Here is a 13817-nt window from a genome sequence, read left to right as displayed (position 1 = left end):
GGGGGTTAGGCGGGGGTGTGCTGCGGCGGGATGGGGCTGGGCTTGATGAGGCGGGCGGTAATGGCGCCGGGCTCGGCGCTGACAGCGAGGGCGGAGACGACCGCGAGGACGACGAGGAGGACTCGCAGCCAGGCGGGGACCTGCAGGCCGAAGATCCAGGCGAAGCAGCCGAAGAAACCGAAGCCGCGCAGCTGCTTCGCGAACTGGCGCCAGTCGATGCCGACGCCCATCAGGACCACGCCCACGGCTGGTTGGCGCTGGCCGCGCGAAGAGCGGACTGGCCGATCTGCTTGGCCATGTCGGCCCACTCCTTGGGGAGGTAGCCAGCCGCGAGGAGCAGCGCGTCGCCGACCTTCCGGGCCTGCTTCGGGCCGACCTCGAAGGGGTCACCGGAGCCGGGGCGCATGACCGCGGCCACGTCGCGCTGGTCACTGCGGGTCAGGATGCCGCTGCAGCGGTGAACGAGCTCGTCCACGCCGCTGTACGAGTAGCCGTGGCGGGTGCCGCCGTGCGAGATGTACCAGCCCATGGCGGGCTCCTTTCGGGTCAGTAGAAGTCGCGGAGCTGGCGTTCGAACCGCTCGTAGCGGGCGGCTTCGCGTTCGTGGGCGGCGACCTGCCGGTTCAGGCGGCGGGCTTCACGCGTGGTGAGCTGGGAGATCCCGTAGTTGTTGCGGAGGCCGGCGAGGACGTTGTCGCGGATGCCGGGGCGTCGGAGCTGGGCGGCGTGGACGTGCTCGTGGATGAGGGTGCGGTCGATCTCGCGGCGGGTGCGGCAGGACTCGACGTCGATGACCATGACGGCGCCGCGGGCGGAGACGGTGGTGTAGCCCCAGTTGTCGTAGCCGTCGCTGAACAGGGGCCGGCTGGTCGCACCGATGGCCTCCTGCTCGACGGTCACGACAGCCTCGGCGAAGTGGCGGCGGTCGGTGACGAGGATGTCGACGTGGCCGGTGCCCTGGCGGAGCTCGCGGATGACGATGCCGGAGCAGTTGGCGGCGACCGCCTCGACTCGGGCGAACCCGGGCTGGTGCTGGGCGCCGAGCTTGAACGGGGTGATTCGCATCAGGCGGCCTTTCGGGTGTCGGCCACGAGGCGGGCGAGGTCGAGAGCCGCGTCGTGAGCGCTGTCGAGGGCCGGGTCTCCGCCGTGCCGGTCGGCCTGTGCCTTGTCGGCGGCGGTCGCGGCGAGGATCTGCTGGGCGGCGGCGAGGGCCTGGTCGCGGGTGACCATCACGCGGCGGCGGGCTGGTGGTCGTGGGCGTCGAGTTCGGCGACGAGGGAGGAGGCGCCGGGGTTGGCGCGGTCGTAGCGGACGGCCTCCCAGCGGGCGGCGGTGGCCTCGGACTCGGTGGCGGCGGTGACGTAGTTGGTGATGATCTGGAGGCGGGCGTCGCGCTCGGCCCAGGCCAGCTCGGACTCCAGCGGCATCTTGATCAGGGTCAACGTGGGCATGGCGGGGCTCCTTCGGGATGTGCGGGATGGTCGGGTGGAGTGCCCCGGGCCGAATTCGATCCGGCGGCGTCACGCCGGGTCCGGGGCTGGGTGGGTCAGGAGGTGACGAGCGTCAGGTCGAAGCGGGTCACGTCGACCAGGCAGAGGTCCACGTCCTCGCACGACTGGCGGACGAAGTGGTCGCGGATCGCCTCGCGGGCCACGCGCTCGGTCAGGTTGAACTGGCCCGAGATCCAGCGGGTGCGCGTCGTCTCCATGGCGGCGGAGTTACGGAACTGCGGCGGTGTGTGCTCGGGGATGTAGACGCTCGGGAACTTGACGGTCAGCTCGTAGTCGTAGAGGCCGGGCTCGATGATCTCGCTCGTGGAAGCGGGCATGGCGAATCTCCTCGTGGCAGAGGTGCGGATGGGGTGGAGTGCCGGGGCCGGTCGGCAGGGGGATGGACCGCCGACCCCGGCGGCTAAGGGGTGGTGCGGCTCTACGGCTAGCGGCCGGAGCTGCGCTTGTTGACCTCGGAGAGCTTGCGGGAGAGTTCCTCGCGCTCCTCGTCGGTCATCGACGGGCAGTCGATAGCGAACCGTTCGCGGCCCGTCTTGCGGCCGACGAGGATCAGCGTGCGACCGGGCGCCGGGGCGATCACTGGGTGCCGCCGTAGGTGCGGACGTCCAGCGAGGCGGGGACCGGGCGCAGCGGGGCGCCGTGCAGCTTGCCGACCAGGATCCGGGCGATCGTGTCGCGCTCGAAGTCGGAGCGCCCCGTCGGCATCGTCAGGCGGGCGGCACCGGGGCGGCCCTCGATCTTGCCGAGCGTGGTGTCGTCACCGGTCGTCGAGTCGACGAGCTCGGCGCCGACCTCGGCCAGCAGCTCCGGCAGCGGGGCCGAGAGCAGGCGGTCGACGGTGAGCTTCGGGGCGTTCACGAGGCCACCGCCAGATCGCCGACGGGGATGCCGCGCTCGGCGAGGTACTGCTCGAAGGCGGCACGACTGATGCGGATCGTGCCGCGGCCGGCACCCTGGCGGTAGGCGGGGAGGTCACCCTGGCGGATCGCGAGGTAGACCGTCGACACGTCCACACGCAGCGCGGCGGCAACCTGCTTGGCTCGGAGCGGGGCGATTTCGGGGACGGATTCGACCGCCTCCGGGGTAGAGTTCTCCTGCATCGGTTTCTCCAGATTCCAGATGCGTGGCCTCGACGGGCTCAGTGTTCGTAGCACTGAGAACCCCCGTCGGGGCCTTTGCCGTGTCTGACTTATCCCAACCTGTCGTTCCGGCGGGCATGGCACTACGATGTCTTAAGACTCTTGGTGGAGTCAAGCAGGTTCTCTAAGAAACTTAAGACGGGAGAGTTCGGATAGTGAGTACCCCTCCACGACTGCCGGCGTATCGGCAGGTCGCCAACGAGATCATCGAACGCATCAAGAGCGGGGAACTGCAGCCTGGCGACGCGATCCCCTCGGCGCGCGAGATCGTCGACGCTAAGGGGATCAGCAGCGCAACAGCGGCACGCGTACTCGGCACACTTCGGGATGAAGGGTGGGCCGACACTTCGCCAGGGCGGCGCACTCTGGTCCGGACCCAAGCGCCGCTAACGCAGGGTGCAAGCCGTATCGGCATGGTGCGCAGCGGCGGCAGCGGCCTGCTCGACGGTGAGACGGTCGAGTTCGTCGAGGCTCGCGCCGAGTCAGCCGGCCAGGAAGTTGCCGACGCCCTCGGGATCCAGGCCGGTGATGGCGTCGTACTCCGCCGTCGCCGCTACATCGACGGCGTAGGCGTGTCCGTCGTCTCCACCACGTGGGTCACGGCCGCGCTCGCTGAGCAACTGCCCGCATTCGCGGAGCCCGGGAGGCTGCCGAAGATGACCATGGGTTACATCGAAGACCAGACCGGGCGACGGGCGACCCAGCAGCGCGAGACGCACTCGGTGGACTCCGTGCCTGACGATGTCGCCTCCCAACTGGACGCCGAGCCTGGCGAGCGAGTCCTCAAGGTCACCAACCGCTACGTCGACCAGGACGGCGAGCCGACCGAGTACGCCGTCGACTGGCACGCCCCCCGGCGGAGCTGGGTCACCGAGTCCTCCGTCGAGTAGGGCGGCAGGCGGATGAGCAAGACCTCGCCGCACGCACTGAAGGCCCCGCCGGTAATGGCGGGGCCTTCATCGTGCTTGGGCTAGCCGGCGTGAGTCTCGCCGACCTGAAGGTTCTGCTGGACGTGACGCCACTGCTCGAGAGCCTGCTCAATCTGCTCAGGGGTTGCCCCGTCTGCTGCGCGGACGACGACGATCATTCGGGCGTCCGAGCCGCCCAGGTCGAGAACCTGGGTGTCGAGGAGATCACCGGCGCCTAGCTCGCGGGCCACGGCCAGCGGAAGGTCTGAGCGTTGAGGTGTCGGGGCGGGCTCCGGGCTTCCGTTCGGCAGACCTGCTGCGGCGCCGGCAAGCAGGGCGCCCACGTGGCCGGGCGGCCAGCCGAGCGCTTCAGTTACGTCCTGCAGCTTCCGGCTGATGCGCTTGCGAGCCGGCCCGTACTCCAGGTTCTGGATGGTGGCGCGAGAGGTGTTGGCCCTCGTGGCCAGCTCTTCTTGCGACCACCCTTGCGCCAATCGTGACGCCCTGAGCGCCTCGGCGACGACCTTCCAGTTCTGCTCCATGGCTAAATGGTGCACCTGAGGCATGGCCTATGCCAAGTTAAAGCTTCAGAAAATAGAGAACAGCTTGCACGGCGCCAAGCTAATGCCTACCTTCAAGACTGCGGGCCCACCCCGAACCGCCAAGAACCGGGTGAGCCCATCGATCAATCCACTGTGTCCACAGATCGGAGAGACCATGACCATGGTCGCACGTCAGGACCCATCCCCGTTCGATGCCATCAAGCACACCGCCGAGGACGGCGGCGAGTCCTGGTCCGCCCGCGAGCTGATGCCGTTCCTTGGCTACACCCGCTGGGGGAACTTCACCGAGGCCGTCGAGCAGGCGCGCGCCGTCATCGCTGCGGAGCACGGCGAGGAGGCGGCTCGGTCTCAGATTGCCGACAGCGAGAAGATCACCACGAATGCGCGAGGGCAGAACCGCGCGGTCTCGGACCTCTCACTCTCGCGCTATGCGGCCTACCTGACCGCCATGCGAGGAGACTCCCGCAAGCAGGAGATTCGAGCGGCGCTCGTCTACTTCGCCGTCAAGACCCGCCAGGCAGAGGTGGCACCCCTCCCACAGTCCCGCGAGATCACGGCCGCTGCCGGCCCGGTGCCGTACCGGGAGCAGGCGGAGATCCTGTCGATCCTCCGCCCGGTCCTGCCGGAGGCTTACGCCACCGCGACGGGCAAGGTCATCATGGCCCGCGTGATGGGCGAGCGGCCCGAGCTGGAGTCGTCGGAGACGCCGCTGTACGCGTCGACGTTCCTCGCCGAGAAGGGGCACAAGCCGAAGACGATCGCGAAGTTTCAGGGCGGCTTCGGCCTGCGGGTCTCGAACCGGTACTTCAAGGTCCACGGGCGGCGGCCGGAGAAGATCCCGGGCCCGGCCGGCTCGCGCATCGACCAGGTCGCCGTGTACACGGAGGACGACCGCCCGATCCTGGAGCAGGTCTACGCGGAGATCGCCGACCTGATCGACGACTTCGAGGGCAACGGCCAGCTGCGCATGACCGCCTGACCCCACACGCGAACGAGCCCGCCACCCGAAAAGGTGGCGGGCTTCGTCGTGTCCTGCCGCCTGCTGCTCAGGTTGTGCTGCTGTGGAGACTCCCGAGCCCGTAACCGCCGACTACCCGCCCGCCCCTCGTCTTCCGCTGCTGACTGCCGCGGAGGCCCGTGACGCGGTCCGGCACCTGTTCCTGCTGGAGCAGTTGGACCTCTCCCCGCGGGGTGCGGCGGCCGGCCAGCTCGCGTCGGAGCTGGCACGGCGGCTGCCAGGGGACGGCTAGCGCCAGATGAGCAACCGGCGCCATCCGGCACGTTCGTCAAGGACGCGCTCGGGCTGCTGTTGGTGCACTCGCTTCCATCGGAGCCCTTGCGCGTCCGTGAAGGCGAAGGTGCACTTCAGAGCGTCGTCGCGAGCGAGGCGCCGCTGCAGGTTGACCTCGCTGCTTCCCGGGCGTCGAAAGCTGGTGACCCCCATGAGCTTGTATGCGCCGGCGGCCAGAACCTCAGAGGCCGCCCCGTCTTCGCTGTCGTCGTCGGAGCCCGCCTCCCATGCTGCGGCGCCGTCTTCAATGATCTCCACCTTCACGATCTTGAGCGCGAGGATGGGGGCCATGCTGTGATTGGTGATGACGTACCCCTGCGGGTGCCGATGGACTGTGATCAGTCGCGCTTGGCCGGCGTCTGCGTCCTCCTTGTCGAGGCGTCGCCGACGGCTTTCGTTGACGGCAAGACCGAGAGCCACGACCACCGCTGCCACCGTTCCGATCGCACTGGCCTTGTCTGAGTCCAGCCAGTCGAATATCTCCTGCAGGCCGAGCATGTTCCCCTCCTCCGCCCAGTGCTTCTGGGCGGAGGAAGGCTAGCCCCTACGCTGCCGCCCGCCTCTCCGCCAGCGGCAGCCGCAGCACCTCACTGTGCCCGTACTCGGTCTGGCATCGGGGGCAGGTCTCGCCGCGGGTGTCGAGGGTGATGCGGAGGGTCTGCTCGCACGGGCAGGTGACGGCGATGCGACGGGGCGGGGTCTCGCCTTCGACGATGCGGCTGAGAGTGCGCCAGATCGCAGCCACCTCGCCGGCGAACTCGTCCATGGCCTCATGCCTGGCGACGGCCTGGGACAGGTTGAAGCGCAGTGTCCGGCAGGCGTGGGTGACTCGGGCGACGGAGCTGCCACGTTCGCCGATCTCCGCGTATCCGGCTTCGGCCCAGTCACGAACCCAGGTCTCCAGCGGGGCGAGCACAGGTCCTGCGGCGGTGCGCAGGTTCAGGACGTCGATGCGGCAGGGCGCGGGGGCGGTCTTGCTGCCGGAGACGGCCGGGCCTGCGCCTGCGGATCCGCGTGCGAGATGGTCGTCGAGTCGCTCGAACAGGCCGGGGATGGCGCCGAGCTGGACGGCGATGCGGTCTTCGCACGGCGTGCAGGCGTACCGGCCGGTTTCGTAGTCGCGGAGATCGCGGCGGCAGCAGGTGCAGGTGGCGAGGTCGTTCACGGCGGCTCTCCTTGCGGCGGTGCGGGCGGGACGGTCAGGCGGTGATGCGTCGGGTGGGGATGCCGGCGGCTTCGGCGAGGTCGGCGCAGCCGCTGGCCCCATGCGAGGGGTGAGGCTCCGTCCGTCGGCAGCGGGGGCTGGTGCACGGTCCAATGAAGGCCAGACATAGGTCGGCGCCGAGGCTGACCATGAACGCGTTCCGGCGCGGTCCGGCTCCGGGCCAGGGTCCGAAGTCCTGTGTCGGATGGCCTTGGGCGGGGTGCTGTTCGACGTCGACTTTGCGGCCCTTGCCGCGGAGCCAGCGCGCGTAGTGGTCGGCGTGCCAGTCAGCGCCGGAGGGGCAGTCGCCGTGGACGACGAGGAGCGGGCGCGGGCCGGCGACGCGGAGAGCCTCCTCCAGGGCTGCCCCGATCCCGGGGACGTCGTCCCAGTCGCGGGAGCCGGTGACGAGCATCCGGTAGGGCTTCACGGCGTCTCCTTGGCGGGGTAGGCGGTGAGTGCGTCGAGTACGGCTCGTGCACAATCGGCGCCGTTGTGGTCGTCGGCCCAGCTGCGGGCTGTGGCGGCGGCGAGTTCGAGGGTGCGTTCGGCGCGGCCGAGCTCGATGGCTCGACGGGCGGCCCTGCGCCGCCACTTCTCCACCTCGTCGCTGCGGTACTGCAGCAGGGCTTCGGCGACGGCCTTCTTGCCGTCGATGGGGAGCCAGTAGCCGGCGGCGTTGAGAGCGGTGGAGAGGGTGTCGAGGATGGCAGCGGCGGGTTCGGGAGGCTCGGTCATTTCGGTTCCTTTCGGGCGTCGTTGGCGGATCGGCGGGGCTGTGCGCCTCTCTGGCGTTCTCTGGGCCCGACGTCGCGGAGTCTGTCGAGCGGCTGCGAGGACGCGAGAGGGGCCTTCAGGGGCCTTCTCGGGCCTGTTCTGGTTCAGGGGCTAGGTGCGGGTGCGCTTCTTCATGGCGGCGCGGTGGGCTCGTTCGCCGATCCGGCAGCGCTCGCAGATGACTTCGCCGCGGCGCCGATGCGCTTCGTAGCCGGCGTGGTCGCCGTGACGCTGTGGTCGGCCGTCGAGGATCCCGGCCTGGCAGGCGAGGAGGACGGCGTGTTCGTTGGACTTCGCTCCGATCTTGCGGCGCATGCGCTCGGCCACAGTCCGGATAGACGAGGGCTTCATGCGCCAGGCGACGGCAATCTCCTCGGTGGTCTCGCCGCGGCCAAGGCGTTCCAGAAGCTCGACCTCTCGCCTTTCGAGAGCATCGCTCACGTCCTCCGGCGCGGGCCTGGCCATCACAGCCCCGCACAGACGTTGATCACGTTCCGCCGTGGTATCTCCCGCCGGCTGCCGGATCGCCCGTAGTCGGCGGGAACGGTGCGGCTCACGCGTCGGGGGGTCGGCCGGGGGGCTGGTGCCTTGGCGTCGGCTTCGGCTTCCCATCCGTCGTGCCACAGCGGTTCCTGGATGCCGGTCATTCGGGCTCCTTGCGGGGTGGGGGCGCGCCGGATATGGCGCGCCCCGGTCTGGGGTTACGTGGGGGTCTGGCCGGGCTGGTCGAGGAGGACGGTGGTCGGGCAGGGGTAGAGGACCGGGGTTCCGTAGCCGTCAACGCAGACGGCGCAGACGTTGGCGTCGTGCTCCCAGCGGTCGTGGAGCTCGCGGACGGCGGTGAGGGTGGCCTCGGCCCGCTGCTTCCGCTGCTGCTCGTGGCGCAGTGCGAGGTCCCAGCGGCTACGGAGCGCGTCGAGGGCGCGGTGAACGGGGCGGGTCAGTTCGCCGCCGCTGTCGGTGATGGCCTGGTGGATGGCGTACAGGTCGCCGATGTCGTTGATGGCGCCGTTGAAGGTCTCGGGGTGGCGGAGGTTGTCGAGCTCGGCTGCGAGCCGATCGCGCTCGGCCTCGGCCTGCTCGGCGCGGGCCCGCTGCTCGTTTGCCTTCTCGGCGAACCGCCCGGCCATCCGAACGGCTTGTCCGTCCTCGCTGCTGGCGGCGACGAGGATCTCCATCCGCTCGATCTCGGCCTCGGCTCGGGCGAGCGCACGGGTGAGGTCGATCGCCCGCTCGTTCATCTCGCCCTGGACCTCTTCGTGCCGGTCGAGGTCGGCGTGCAGCTGGTCGAGTCCGTCGCTGGTGATGTGGTCGATGCCGGGCCGGTCCGGGGTCTGGGTCATCGGGCGGTCCCGTTGATGGCGCGGGCGACGGCGAGCGCGGCGGTCCAGCTGTTGTCGGGCTCGTGGGCAAGGAGTTCGTACTCGGTGCCCTCGGCTGCGGTGACCTCGTTCGCGGTCTCGGCCAGCCACTGGGCGACGGCCTGGGCGACTCCGGGCCCCATGACTGCTGCCAGTTCACCGGAGGGGCCGCCGAGGCCGTTGCGGACGCCGTTGGCGTACCAGTCGGGGTTGGTGTCGACGTCGGTTTCGGCTGCGGTGGCGTGCTCGCGGAGCTTCTCGGCAGCGACATGAAGCTCGCAGGCGGGGGTGGTCATGAGCGGGCCTCCTCGGTCTCGTCGTCGGCGGGGTCCCAGGTGGCGAGCGGGTCACGGGTCGTGGTGGCCCAGGCGTTGGTGGGACAGGGCCAGCGGTGGCTGCATTCGGTGCAGTCGCCAGACGTGAGCCCGCCGGGTCCGCTGTCCTTGCTGTGGGCCTCGGCGATGCGGGCGAGGCGGGCATCGGGACCGGCGGCGGCCCAGTTGTCGTAGCGGTCGAGTGCGGCCAGGACGAGGTCCGCGGCCTGTTCGCTGATCTCGGACTGCATTCCGGCGAGGGCGCCCTGGTTGATTTCGCGGAGGACGATCTGGAGTCGCATGTCGTCGGTCATCGGGTCTCGTCCTCCGCGGTCTGGCGGGTGGCCAGAAGGTCGAGGAAGTTGACGGCGTCGTCGTCGTACCCGGCGTTCTCCATGCGGCGCGCGGCCTCGTGGAGCGATGCCGCGATGAGGGCGTCAACGCGCCTCTCGAACTCGGCGTCTTGCTCGCCGGGCTCGTAGCCAACGAGGGCTGCCAGTCGGGCGCGGGCGCTGTCGGTGGCCTGTGCTTCGGCCGGCTGCCCGACAGCGGGGACAGTGGCAGCAAGCTTGGCCTCGGCGGCGAGCGCCCGGTTGTGCATCTGGTTGTAGACCGACCACAGGACCGGGCGATCGGCGCCCTCGGCGTACCGCTGGACTTCCTGCATCAGCTCGTTGTTGACCTGATCGGCGTGCTGGAGGCTGGCCTTGTGCTTGTCGTGCAACCGCGCGATCTCGGTTTCCAGCTCGGCCAGGCGCTCGCCGCCGTCCTGCCCGTTGCCCGGCGTGCACCGGTCACCGGGCTGGCCGTGGCTGTCGGACCAGGGGGCGCCGCACTGGCCGCAGGGGACGGGCTTGGCGGCCGGGGCGGCGGGGGTCTGGCGGGCGGCGTCCGTGCGGGCGGCGTCCCGGATCCCGGCGACCAGCTCCTCGACGCGGTCGGGCGGGACGAGGCAGCCCTTGGCCGTCGTCTTGAGCCAGACGTCGTCGTCGAGCGGGACGGCGGCGATGCGGTCGCCGTTGACGGGGTTGCGGTACTCGTAGGTCATGTGTGGCTCCTGTTGGTGGGGGCTGTCCCGGAGGACAGCCCGGCGGCGAAGGTCAGGCGGTGCGGTATGCGTTCGTCGCGCGGCCGTAGGACCAGCCGAGGTTTCCGGCGATGTGGCCGCCCGCGTGGCCGGGCTCCAGCTCGCACTCCTCGCCGTCGTACTGGTCGCCGCAGACGCGGTCGTCGGCGTCGTCGAGGATCTGCCAGACGATCCGCTCACCGTTCGGAGTGACCTCGGCAAGGGTCTTGTTGGCGTGGAGGCCGGGGTGGCCCTGGTGGAGAACGCAGGTGTGGCCGCCGTGCAGGGAAGGCGTGCCACAGAGGGTCGGGCGGAGGCGGAGCGGCGGCGTCGTGGGCTTCTGGTGGGCGCCGTCGCACGCCTTGCCGAGGAAGCCGCGGTGCATCGGCACGCGCCCGTTCTTCAGCAGCTTGAACAGGCTCGGCATCGCCGTCTGGGCGGTGCACTTCGCGCCGGCGGGGCAGAGGACGCTGCCAACTGCCCACTCCTCGGTGGTGAATCCGGCCTCCAGCTCGGCACGTGCTGCTTCGACGCGGGCGGCGGTACGGGGATCGATCACGGGTCTGCTCCTTGGGGTGGGATGCTGTGGGTGGCCGTCCCGCACTTCGACTGCGGGACGGCCGGCTTGCGTGCGGAGTCAGGCGTCCGGGTGCGTGCGGCGGTACGCCTCGGCCGCGGTATGGCCGTTGACGCTCACGGACGGCGCGAGGCGCTTCGCGAGGGTCAGGGCCTCGTCCAGGGAGAAGCGGTGGCTGTTCTCCCAGCCGTCCAGGTGGAAAGGCTTCATGCCAGCCGCCCAGGTGCCGTCGGCGGCGTAGCAGCCGTGTCCGTCGTTGACCGACCAGCGGCCGTCGCCGCGGTTGTCGACGAAGAGGGTGAAGTACTTCCGGTTGATGTCGTCACGCGGGAGGACGGATACCTCGTAGCGGGTGACTTCGACGAGGACGGGCGGCTCGGTGTAGCCCAGGGCGGTGCGAATCTCGCTCATCGTCATCGCGGGGCGGGCGGGCTGGTCAGGCACGGTGTCTCCTTCGTGGTGGGCGGGTCAGGCGGCGGGGGTGCGAAGGGCGGCGAGGAGGGCTGCCCGGTTGGCGGCTTGCTGTGCGGGCGAGGTCGGCATCCGTCTGGGCTGGCACTCGTCGATCCGCCGGGCGGCTGCCTGGCTGAGGGCCCGGCGGGTCTTGCCGACGGTGCTGCGGTCGCAGCCGAGGCGAAGGGCGATGGAGGCGTCGCTGTGACCGTCGCGGACGAGGGCGGCAATGTCGGGGCGGATCTTCACGCAGCCATCTCCTCTGCCTCAAGGAACCGGCGGGCGTGAACAAGGTCGGGCAGCGGGAAGCCGTCAGCGTGGCAGGGCGTGCCGGGCGCGACCTGGCAGTGGGGGCAGACGGCGGTCGCCTCGGCCCAGATGGAGCGGCGGGCGGGGTGCGTCTCGTCGAGGGTGCGGCCGGTGGCGGGTACGCGGCAGGGCCGGTGGGGGGCGGCACCGCAGTGGGGGCAGGCGACGGATCGGGAGGGGTGCTGGCCGGCTCGCATGAAGTGGCGGAGTTCGATGGGCATCGGGGCGTTGGGGCGGATGGTCACTGGTCCTCCTTCATGGTGGGCGGGGTGCAGCCGGTGCAGCCGCACATCTGGCCTTCGTCCATGTCCTCGAGGTGGTCGGCGGTGCGGAGCCACACGCGGTACTCGTCAAGGGCCCGGGTCCAGTCGGCGGCGGTGTGCCGGGATGGCCGCGCGACGGGGCCGGTGCCGGAGGGCCAGGCGCCGGGCGGGCGGCCTGTGGGCCGTCTGGGGGCCGGAATGGCGGGCTGGTCGCGGCGGGCCTTGCCGATGGCCAGCTGGGCCCGCATGAGGGCGCGGATGCCTGCAGCGCCTTCTTCCTTGCGGATGGCGGCGATGTCCTCGGGGGTGAGGTCACTCATCGGGGTTCTCCTCCTCGACGATCTCGGCGTCCGGGATGGCCCGTTCGGCTGCGGCCTTGGCTTCCCGCTCGGCCTGCTCGGCTTCGATGCGGGCCAGGGCCAGGCGCGAGGCTTCGCGGACGCGGTCTTCCTCGGCGGCCAGCCGGGCGGAATCGGCTTCCGGTTCGCCGGCTGCGGCCCGCCGGCGGGCGGTGTGTGGCTTGGCGAGCGGCTTGCCCAGCGGGTGCATGGCGGTGGCGACGGGTCCCTTGCAGGGGCGGCCGAGTTCGGCCGAGCACGCGGGGCATACGACGCCGAGCGGTCCGGGGCGGCGGACGGTGTCGGCAAGCCGGGGCCGCGGGATGGCGGCATCCTCGTCGTCGGGCACGGGTCGGTTGCCCTGCCAGCCGCGTGCTTCGAGCTCCCGCATGAAGTCGGGGGACGGTGCGCCTTCGAGCTGGAGCCTGCCGGTGGGGGCGGGGAAGCGTCCGCTGGCGATGGCCTGGACTTGGCCGCGGTACCGGGCGAGGTACTCGCCGGTGGTCTCGTCGGGGCGCGGTTCGTACTGGAAGTTCTCCAACCGGGCGGACCGGATCTTGGAGCGGAGGGTGCGGACGTGGTGCGGCAGGATCCACAGGCGCTGGTTGGGGTCCTTGGGGGTGGTCGTGTAGTAGGCGGCAATGGCGTCCTTGGCGTCCTGATCGAGCGGGACGTCGTGGAGGGCGGCGCCCCATGCCTGCGCGGCAACAACGGACGGGCCGCGGTTGTCGAAGGCGGCGCAGTAGCCGAGGAGGATCGCGGCCTCGTCGGAGTTCATGCGGGATCTCCTTCCTGGCGGAGCTGGTTGGCAATGGCGGCCCAGCCGGCGACTTTGGCGTCGGTGCCGGTGAGGGTCTGGCCGGAGGGGAGCTGGATGACGTTGCCGGTCGGCTGGCGTTGGGCGGCACGCTGCGCGTCGTCGCGGATCCACTTCTGCCAGGCGTCGGGCCAGCTCTTACGGCGGGCGCCGGTGGATCGGTAGTGGCTGACGAACTGGGCGGTGGCGTGTTCGACGTTGATGCCGGGGTAGGTGGCAGCGGCCCAGCGGCGCATGGAGTCGGTCAGCTGGAAGCCGTCGACCTCGATGGCGGGCGCCGCGAAAGCGGCGTGGTCGGCGCTTCTACTACCTGCACCTCCCCCATCTACATCAGCCATAGATAGGGGTTGGGGTACGGGTCGGGTCGGGGCGCCGTTAGTAACGCCGTTACGAAACTCGCTGACCTGCTCTTCTTGTTCTGGAACGGATCGCTTTGAAGGCGTGTTCGTGTCGCCGTCGTGTCGCCGTCGTGTCGCGTTGCTGTCGTCGGCATGCGATTCGCCGTTTTCCGTAACGCCGTTACTACTGCCGTTACGGGAGCCCGGGATCAGCTTGCCGTTCCTGCGCTGCCTGAACCGCTCCTGACGCTCGGCGTTCTTCTTCCGCTCAGCGGTCACCTGCTCGCGGGACGGGTTGTAGTCGAGGTAGTCGTGGATCATCCAGCCGCTGTCGACGCGGTCCCAGAGGCCGGCTTCGTGCAGCTGTTGGGCGGTGGCTTTGATGCCACGGATGTGGGTGATGAGGGGAAGCTCGCGGTCGCCGATGCGTCCGTCGGTGAGGTTCTCGGCGCACCAGCAGATCGCGGACACGTGCAGCCGGAAGGCGCGATCGGACAGGAGCGCCACCTTGCGGTGCGAGGGGAAGCGGTCGTCCAGGCGGACCCAGGGCATGGGATGGTCTCTTTCCGGCTGCGGTGGGTGGGTG

General features: G+C 70.3%; 30 protein-coding genes. 3 read left to right on the top strand and 27 right to left on the bottom strand.

Features of this window, described 5'->3' with window-relative positions; all coding sequences use genetic code 11:
- Positions 1-5 precede the first annotated feature (5 nt).
- From ACFVZH_RS02645 to ACFVZH_RS02605, 9 genes are all read right to left on the bottom strand, one after another.
- The gene (locus ACFVZH_RS02645; RefSeq protein WP_384892032.1) at positions 6-245 is read right to left on the bottom strand and encodes a hypothetical protein; all 240 of its coding nucleotides are present in this window, start codon (positions 243-245) and stop codon (positions 6-8) included.
- Positions 230-529, bottom strand: a complete 300-nt coding sequence (locus ACFVZH_RS02640) for a hypothetical protein (RefSeq protein WP_384892029.1) — start codon at positions 527-529, stop codon at positions 230-232. The genes ACFVZH_RS02645 and ACFVZH_RS02640 overlap by 16 nt, the downstream gene beginning before the upstream one ends.
- Positions 530-546: 17 nt before the next feature.
- Positions 547-1065 carry a hypothetical protein gene (locus ACFVZH_RS02635; protein ID WP_384892026.1) on the bottom strand — a complete coding sequence of 173 codons (519 nt, stop codon included), beginning with the start codon at positions 1063-1065 and terminating at the stop codon, positions 547-549.
- Positions 1065-1235, bottom strand: coding sequence for a hypothetical protein (locus ACFVZH_RS02630; RefSeq protein ID WP_384892023.1), 171 nt, complete (start codon positions 1233-1235; stop codon positions 1065-1067). Before ACFVZH_RS02630 ends, ACFVZH_RS02635 begins: the two co-directional genes overlap by 1 nt.
- On the bottom strand, positions 1232-1453 hold the full coding sequence (locus ACFVZH_RS02625; RefSeq protein WP_384892020.1) for a hypothetical protein: 222 nt from the start codon (positions 1451-1453) through the stop codon (positions 1232-1234). Before ACFVZH_RS02625 ends, ACFVZH_RS02630 begins: the two co-directional genes overlap by 4 nt.
- A gap of 95 nt (positions 1454-1548) precedes the next feature.
- The gene (locus ACFVZH_RS02620) at positions 1549-1830 is read right to left on the bottom strand and encodes a hypothetical protein (RefSeq protein ID WP_384892017.1); all 282 of its coding nucleotides are present in this window, start codon (positions 1828-1830) and stop codon (positions 1549-1551) included.
- A gap of 107 nt (positions 1831-1937) precedes the next feature.
- On the bottom strand, positions 1938-2093 hold the full coding sequence (locus ACFVZH_RS02615; protein WP_384892015.1) for a hypothetical protein: 156 nt from the start codon (positions 2091-2093) through the stop codon (positions 1938-1940).
- Positions 2090-2371: a hypothetical protein gene (locus ACFVZH_RS02610; protein WP_384892012.1), complete on the bottom strand. Its 282-nt coding sequence runs from the start codon at positions 2369-2371 to the stop codon at positions 2090-2092. Before ACFVZH_RS02610 ends, ACFVZH_RS02615 begins: the two co-directional genes overlap by 4 nt.
- Positions 2368-2613: a helix-turn-helix domain-containing protein gene (locus tag ACFVZH_RS02605; RefSeq protein ID WP_384892009.1), complete on the bottom strand. Its 246-nt coding sequence runs from the start codon at positions 2611-2613 to the stop codon at positions 2368-2370. Before ACFVZH_RS02605 ends, ACFVZH_RS02610 begins: the two co-directional genes overlap by 4 nt.
- Before the next feature lie 194 nt (positions 2614-2807).
- Here ACFVZH_RS02605 and ACFVZH_RS02600 point away from each other — a divergent pair, with 194 nt between their 5' ends.
- Complete coding sequence (locus ACFVZH_RS02600) at positions 2808-3542, top strand: GntR family transcriptional regulator (protein WP_384892006.1); 735 nt, start codon at positions 2808-2810, stop codon at positions 3540-3542.
- Between the two features lie 80 nt (positions 3543-3622).
- Here ACFVZH_RS02600 and ACFVZH_RS02595 read toward each other — a convergent pair whose 3' ends face one another.
- Positions 3623-4102, bottom strand: coding sequence for a helix-turn-helix domain-containing protein (locus ACFVZH_RS02595; RefSeq protein WP_384892003.1), 480 nt, complete (start codon positions 4100-4102; stop codon positions 3623-3625).
- Positions 4103-4124: 22 nt separating this feature from the next.
- Here ACFVZH_RS02595 and ACFVZH_RS02590 point away from each other — a divergent pair, with 22 nt between their 5' ends.
- Complete coding sequence (locus ACFVZH_RS02590) at positions 4125-5102, top strand: hypothetical protein (RefSeq protein ID WP_384892000.1); 978 nt, start codon at positions 4125-4127, stop codon at positions 5100-5102.
- An 82-nt stretch (positions 5103-5184) separates the two neighbouring features.
- Positions 5185-5373 carry a hypothetical protein gene (locus tag ACFVZH_RS02585; RefSeq protein ID WP_384891997.1) on the top strand — a complete coding sequence of 63 codons (189 nt, stop codon included), beginning with the start codon at positions 5185-5187 and terminating at the stop codon, positions 5371-5373.
- On the opposite strand, the gene ACFVZH_RS02580 is transcribed toward ACFVZH_RS02585, so the two are convergent.
- From ACFVZH_RS02580 to ACFVZH_RS02500, 17 genes are all read right to left on the bottom strand, one after another.
- On the bottom strand, positions 5370-5912 hold the full coding sequence (locus ACFVZH_RS02580) for a hypothetical protein (protein WP_384891995.1): 543 nt from the start codon (positions 5910-5912) through the stop codon (positions 5370-5372). The genes ACFVZH_RS02585 and ACFVZH_RS02580 overlap by 4 nt on opposite strands.
- A gap of 46 nt (positions 5913-5958) precedes the next feature.
- Positions 5959-6579, bottom strand: a complete 621-nt coding sequence (locus ACFVZH_RS02575) for a hypothetical protein (protein WP_384891992.1) — start codon at positions 6577-6579, stop codon at positions 5959-5961.
- Between the two features lie 34 nt (positions 6580-6613).
- Positions 6614-7048, bottom strand: coding sequence for an SLOG family protein (locus tag ACFVZH_RS02570; protein WP_384891989.1), 435 nt, complete (start codon positions 7046-7048; stop codon positions 6614-6616).
- Positions 7045-7356, bottom strand: coding sequence for a hypothetical protein (locus tag ACFVZH_RS02565; RefSeq protein ID WP_384891986.1), 312 nt, complete (start codon positions 7354-7356; stop codon positions 7045-7047). The genes ACFVZH_RS02570 and ACFVZH_RS02565 overlap by 4 nt, the downstream gene beginning before the upstream one ends.
- 150 nt (positions 7357-7506) lie before the next feature.
- Entirely contained in the window at positions 7507-7836 is a 330-nt protein-coding gene (locus ACFVZH_RS02560; protein WP_384891984.1) for a LuxR C-terminal-related transcriptional regulator, read from the bottom strand.
- A 23-nt stretch (positions 7837-7859) separates the two neighbouring features.
- Positions 7860-8042 carry a hypothetical protein gene (locus ACFVZH_RS02555; RefSeq protein ID WP_384891981.1) on the bottom strand — a complete coding sequence of 61 codons (183 nt, stop codon included), beginning with the start codon at positions 8040-8042 and terminating at the stop codon, positions 7860-7862.
- Between the two features lie 54 nt (positions 8043-8096).
- The gene (locus ACFVZH_RS02550) at positions 8097-8738 is read right to left on the bottom strand and encodes a hypothetical protein (RefSeq protein ID WP_384891978.1); all 642 of its coding nucleotides are present in this window, start codon (positions 8736-8738) and stop codon (positions 8097-8099) included.
- Positions 8735-9052, bottom strand: a complete 318-nt coding sequence (locus tag ACFVZH_RS02545; protein WP_384891975.1) for a hypothetical protein — start codon at positions 9050-9052, stop codon at positions 8735-8737. Before ACFVZH_RS02545 ends, ACFVZH_RS02550 begins: the two co-directional genes overlap by 4 nt.
- The gene (locus ACFVZH_RS02540; protein ID WP_384891972.1) at positions 9049-9384 is read right to left on the bottom strand and encodes a hypothetical protein; all 336 of its coding nucleotides are present in this window, start codon (positions 9382-9384) and stop codon (positions 9049-9051) included. The genes ACFVZH_RS02545 and ACFVZH_RS02540 overlap by 4 nt, the downstream gene beginning before the upstream one ends.
- Positions 9381-10118: a hypothetical protein gene (locus ACFVZH_RS02535; RefSeq protein ID WP_384891969.1), complete on the bottom strand. Its 738-nt coding sequence runs from the start codon at positions 10116-10118 to the stop codon at positions 9381-9383. The genes ACFVZH_RS02540 and ACFVZH_RS02535 overlap by 4 nt, the downstream gene beginning before the upstream one ends.
- Positions 10119-10170: 52 nt before the next feature.
- On the bottom strand, positions 10171-10695 hold the full coding sequence (locus tag ACFVZH_RS02530; protein WP_384891966.1) for a hypothetical protein: 525 nt from the start codon (positions 10693-10695) through the stop codon (positions 10171-10173).
- A 78-nt stretch (positions 10696-10773) separates the two neighbouring features.
- Positions 10774-11157, bottom strand: a complete 384-nt coding sequence (locus tag ACFVZH_RS02525; RefSeq protein ID WP_384891963.1) for a hypothetical protein — start codon at positions 11155-11157, stop codon at positions 10774-10776.
- A 24-nt stretch (positions 11158-11181) separates the two neighbouring features.
- On the bottom strand, positions 11182-11415 hold the full coding sequence (locus ACFVZH_RS02520; RefSeq protein ID WP_384891960.1) for a helix-turn-helix domain-containing protein: 234 nt from the start codon (positions 11413-11415) through the stop codon (positions 11182-11184).
- Entirely contained in the window at positions 11412-11720 is a 309-nt protein-coding gene (locus ACFVZH_RS02515) for a hypothetical protein (RefSeq protein ID WP_384891957.1), read from the bottom strand. Before ACFVZH_RS02515 ends, ACFVZH_RS02520 begins: the two co-directional genes overlap by 4 nt.
- Positions 11717-12058 (bottom strand): hypothetical protein, encoded by a 342-nt coding sequence (locus tag ACFVZH_RS02510; protein WP_384891954.1) that lies wholly within the window; start codon positions 12056-12058, stop codon positions 11717-11719. Before ACFVZH_RS02510 ends, ACFVZH_RS02515 begins: the two co-directional genes overlap by 4 nt.
- A complete protein-coding gene (locus ACFVZH_RS02505; protein WP_384891951.1) occupies positions 12051-12854 on the bottom strand; it encodes a hypothetical protein in 804 nt (267 codons plus the stop codon). The genes ACFVZH_RS02510 and ACFVZH_RS02505 overlap by 8 nt, the downstream gene beginning before the upstream one ends.
- Positions 12851-13783, bottom strand: a complete 933-nt coding sequence (locus tag ACFVZH_RS02500) for a hypothetical protein (RefSeq protein WP_384891948.1) — start codon at positions 13781-13783, stop codon at positions 12851-12853. The genes ACFVZH_RS02505 and ACFVZH_RS02500 overlap by 4 nt, the downstream gene beginning before the upstream one ends.
- Positions 13784-13817 lie beyond the last annotated feature (34 nt).

It is taken from the genome of Streptomyces sp. NPDC059534, from assembly GCF_042743475.1.
GTDB lineage: Bacteria > Actinomycetota > Actinomycetes > Streptomycetales > Streptomycetaceae > Streptomyces.
The sequence above is the reverse complement of the archived record's forward strand: the minus strand, read 5'-3'. Positions and strand labels throughout refer to the sequence as shown.

Excerpts from the sequence above, each read along its gene's own strand:
- ACFVZH_RS02555 (WP_384891981.1), bottom strand. The coding sequence starts at position 8,042 with ATGACCGGCATCCAGGAACCGCTGTGGCACGACGGATGGGAAGCCGAA.
- ACFVZH_RS02625 (WP_384892020.1), bottom strand. The coding sequence starts at position 1,453 with ATGCCCACGTTGACCCTGATCAAGATGCCGCTGGAGTCCGAGCTGGCC.
- ACFVZH_RS02565 (WP_384891986.1), bottom strand. The coding sequence starts at position 7,356 with ATGACCGAGCCTCCCGAACCCGCCGCTGCCATCCTCGACACCCTCTCC.
- ACFVZH_RS02590 (WP_384892000.1), top strand. The coding sequence starts at position 4,125 with ATGGCCTATGCCAAGTTAAAGCTTCAGAAAATAGAGAACAGCTTGCAC.
- ACFVZH_RS02595 (WP_384892003.1), bottom strand. The coding sequence starts at position 4,102 with ATGGAGCAGAACTGGAAGGTCGTCGCCGAGGCGCTCAGGGCGTCACGA.
- ACFVZH_RS02580 (WP_384891995.1), bottom strand. The coding sequence starts at position 5,912 with ATGCTCGGCCTGCAGGAGATATTCGACTGGCTGGACTCAGACAAGGCC.
- ACFVZH_RS02550 (WP_384891978.1), bottom strand. The coding sequence starts at position 8,738 with ATGACCCAGACCCCGGACCGGCCCGGCATCGACCACATCACCAGCGAC.
- ACFVZH_RS02635 (WP_384892026.1), bottom strand. The coding sequence starts at position 1,065 with ATGCGAATCACCCCGTTCAAGCTCGGCGCCCAGCACCAGCCCGGGTTC.
- ACFVZH_RS02510 (WP_384891954.1), bottom strand. The coding sequence starts at position 12,058 with ATGAGTGACCTCACCCCCGAGGACATCGCCGCCATCCGCAAGGAAGAA.
- ACFVZH_RS02500 (WP_384891948.1), bottom strand. The coding sequence starts at position 13,783 with ATGCCCTGGGTCCGCCTGGACGACCGCTTCCCCTCGCACCGCAAGGTG.
- ACFVZH_RS02605 (WP_384892009.1), bottom strand. The coding sequence starts at position 2,613 with ATGCAGGAGAACTCTACCCCGGAGGCGGTCGAATCCGTCCCCGAAATC.
- ACFVZH_RS02535 (WP_384891969.1), bottom strand. The coding sequence starts at position 10,118 with ATGACCTACGAGTACCGCAACCCCGTCAACGGCGACCGCATCGCCGCC.
- ACFVZH_RS02640 (WP_384892029.1), bottom strand. The coding sequence starts at position 529 with ATGGGCTGGTACATCTCGCACGGCGGCACCCGCCACGGCTACTCGTAC.
- ACFVZH_RS02620 (WP_384892017.1), bottom strand. The coding sequence starts at position 1,830 with ATGCCCGCTTCCACGAGCGAGATCATCGAGCCCGGCCTCTACGACTAC.
- ACFVZH_RS02540 (WP_384891972.1), bottom strand. The coding sequence starts at position 9,384 with ATGACCGACGACATGCGACTCCAGATCGTCCTCCGCGAAATCAACCAG.
- ACFVZH_RS02545 (WP_384891975.1), bottom strand. The coding sequence starts at position 9,052 with ATGACCACCCCCGCCTGCGAGCTTCATGTCGCTGCCGAGAAGCTCCGC.
- ACFVZH_RS02505 (WP_384891951.1), bottom strand. The coding sequence starts at position 12,854 with ATGAACTCCGACGAGGCCGCGATCCTCCTCGGCTACTGCGCCGCCTTC.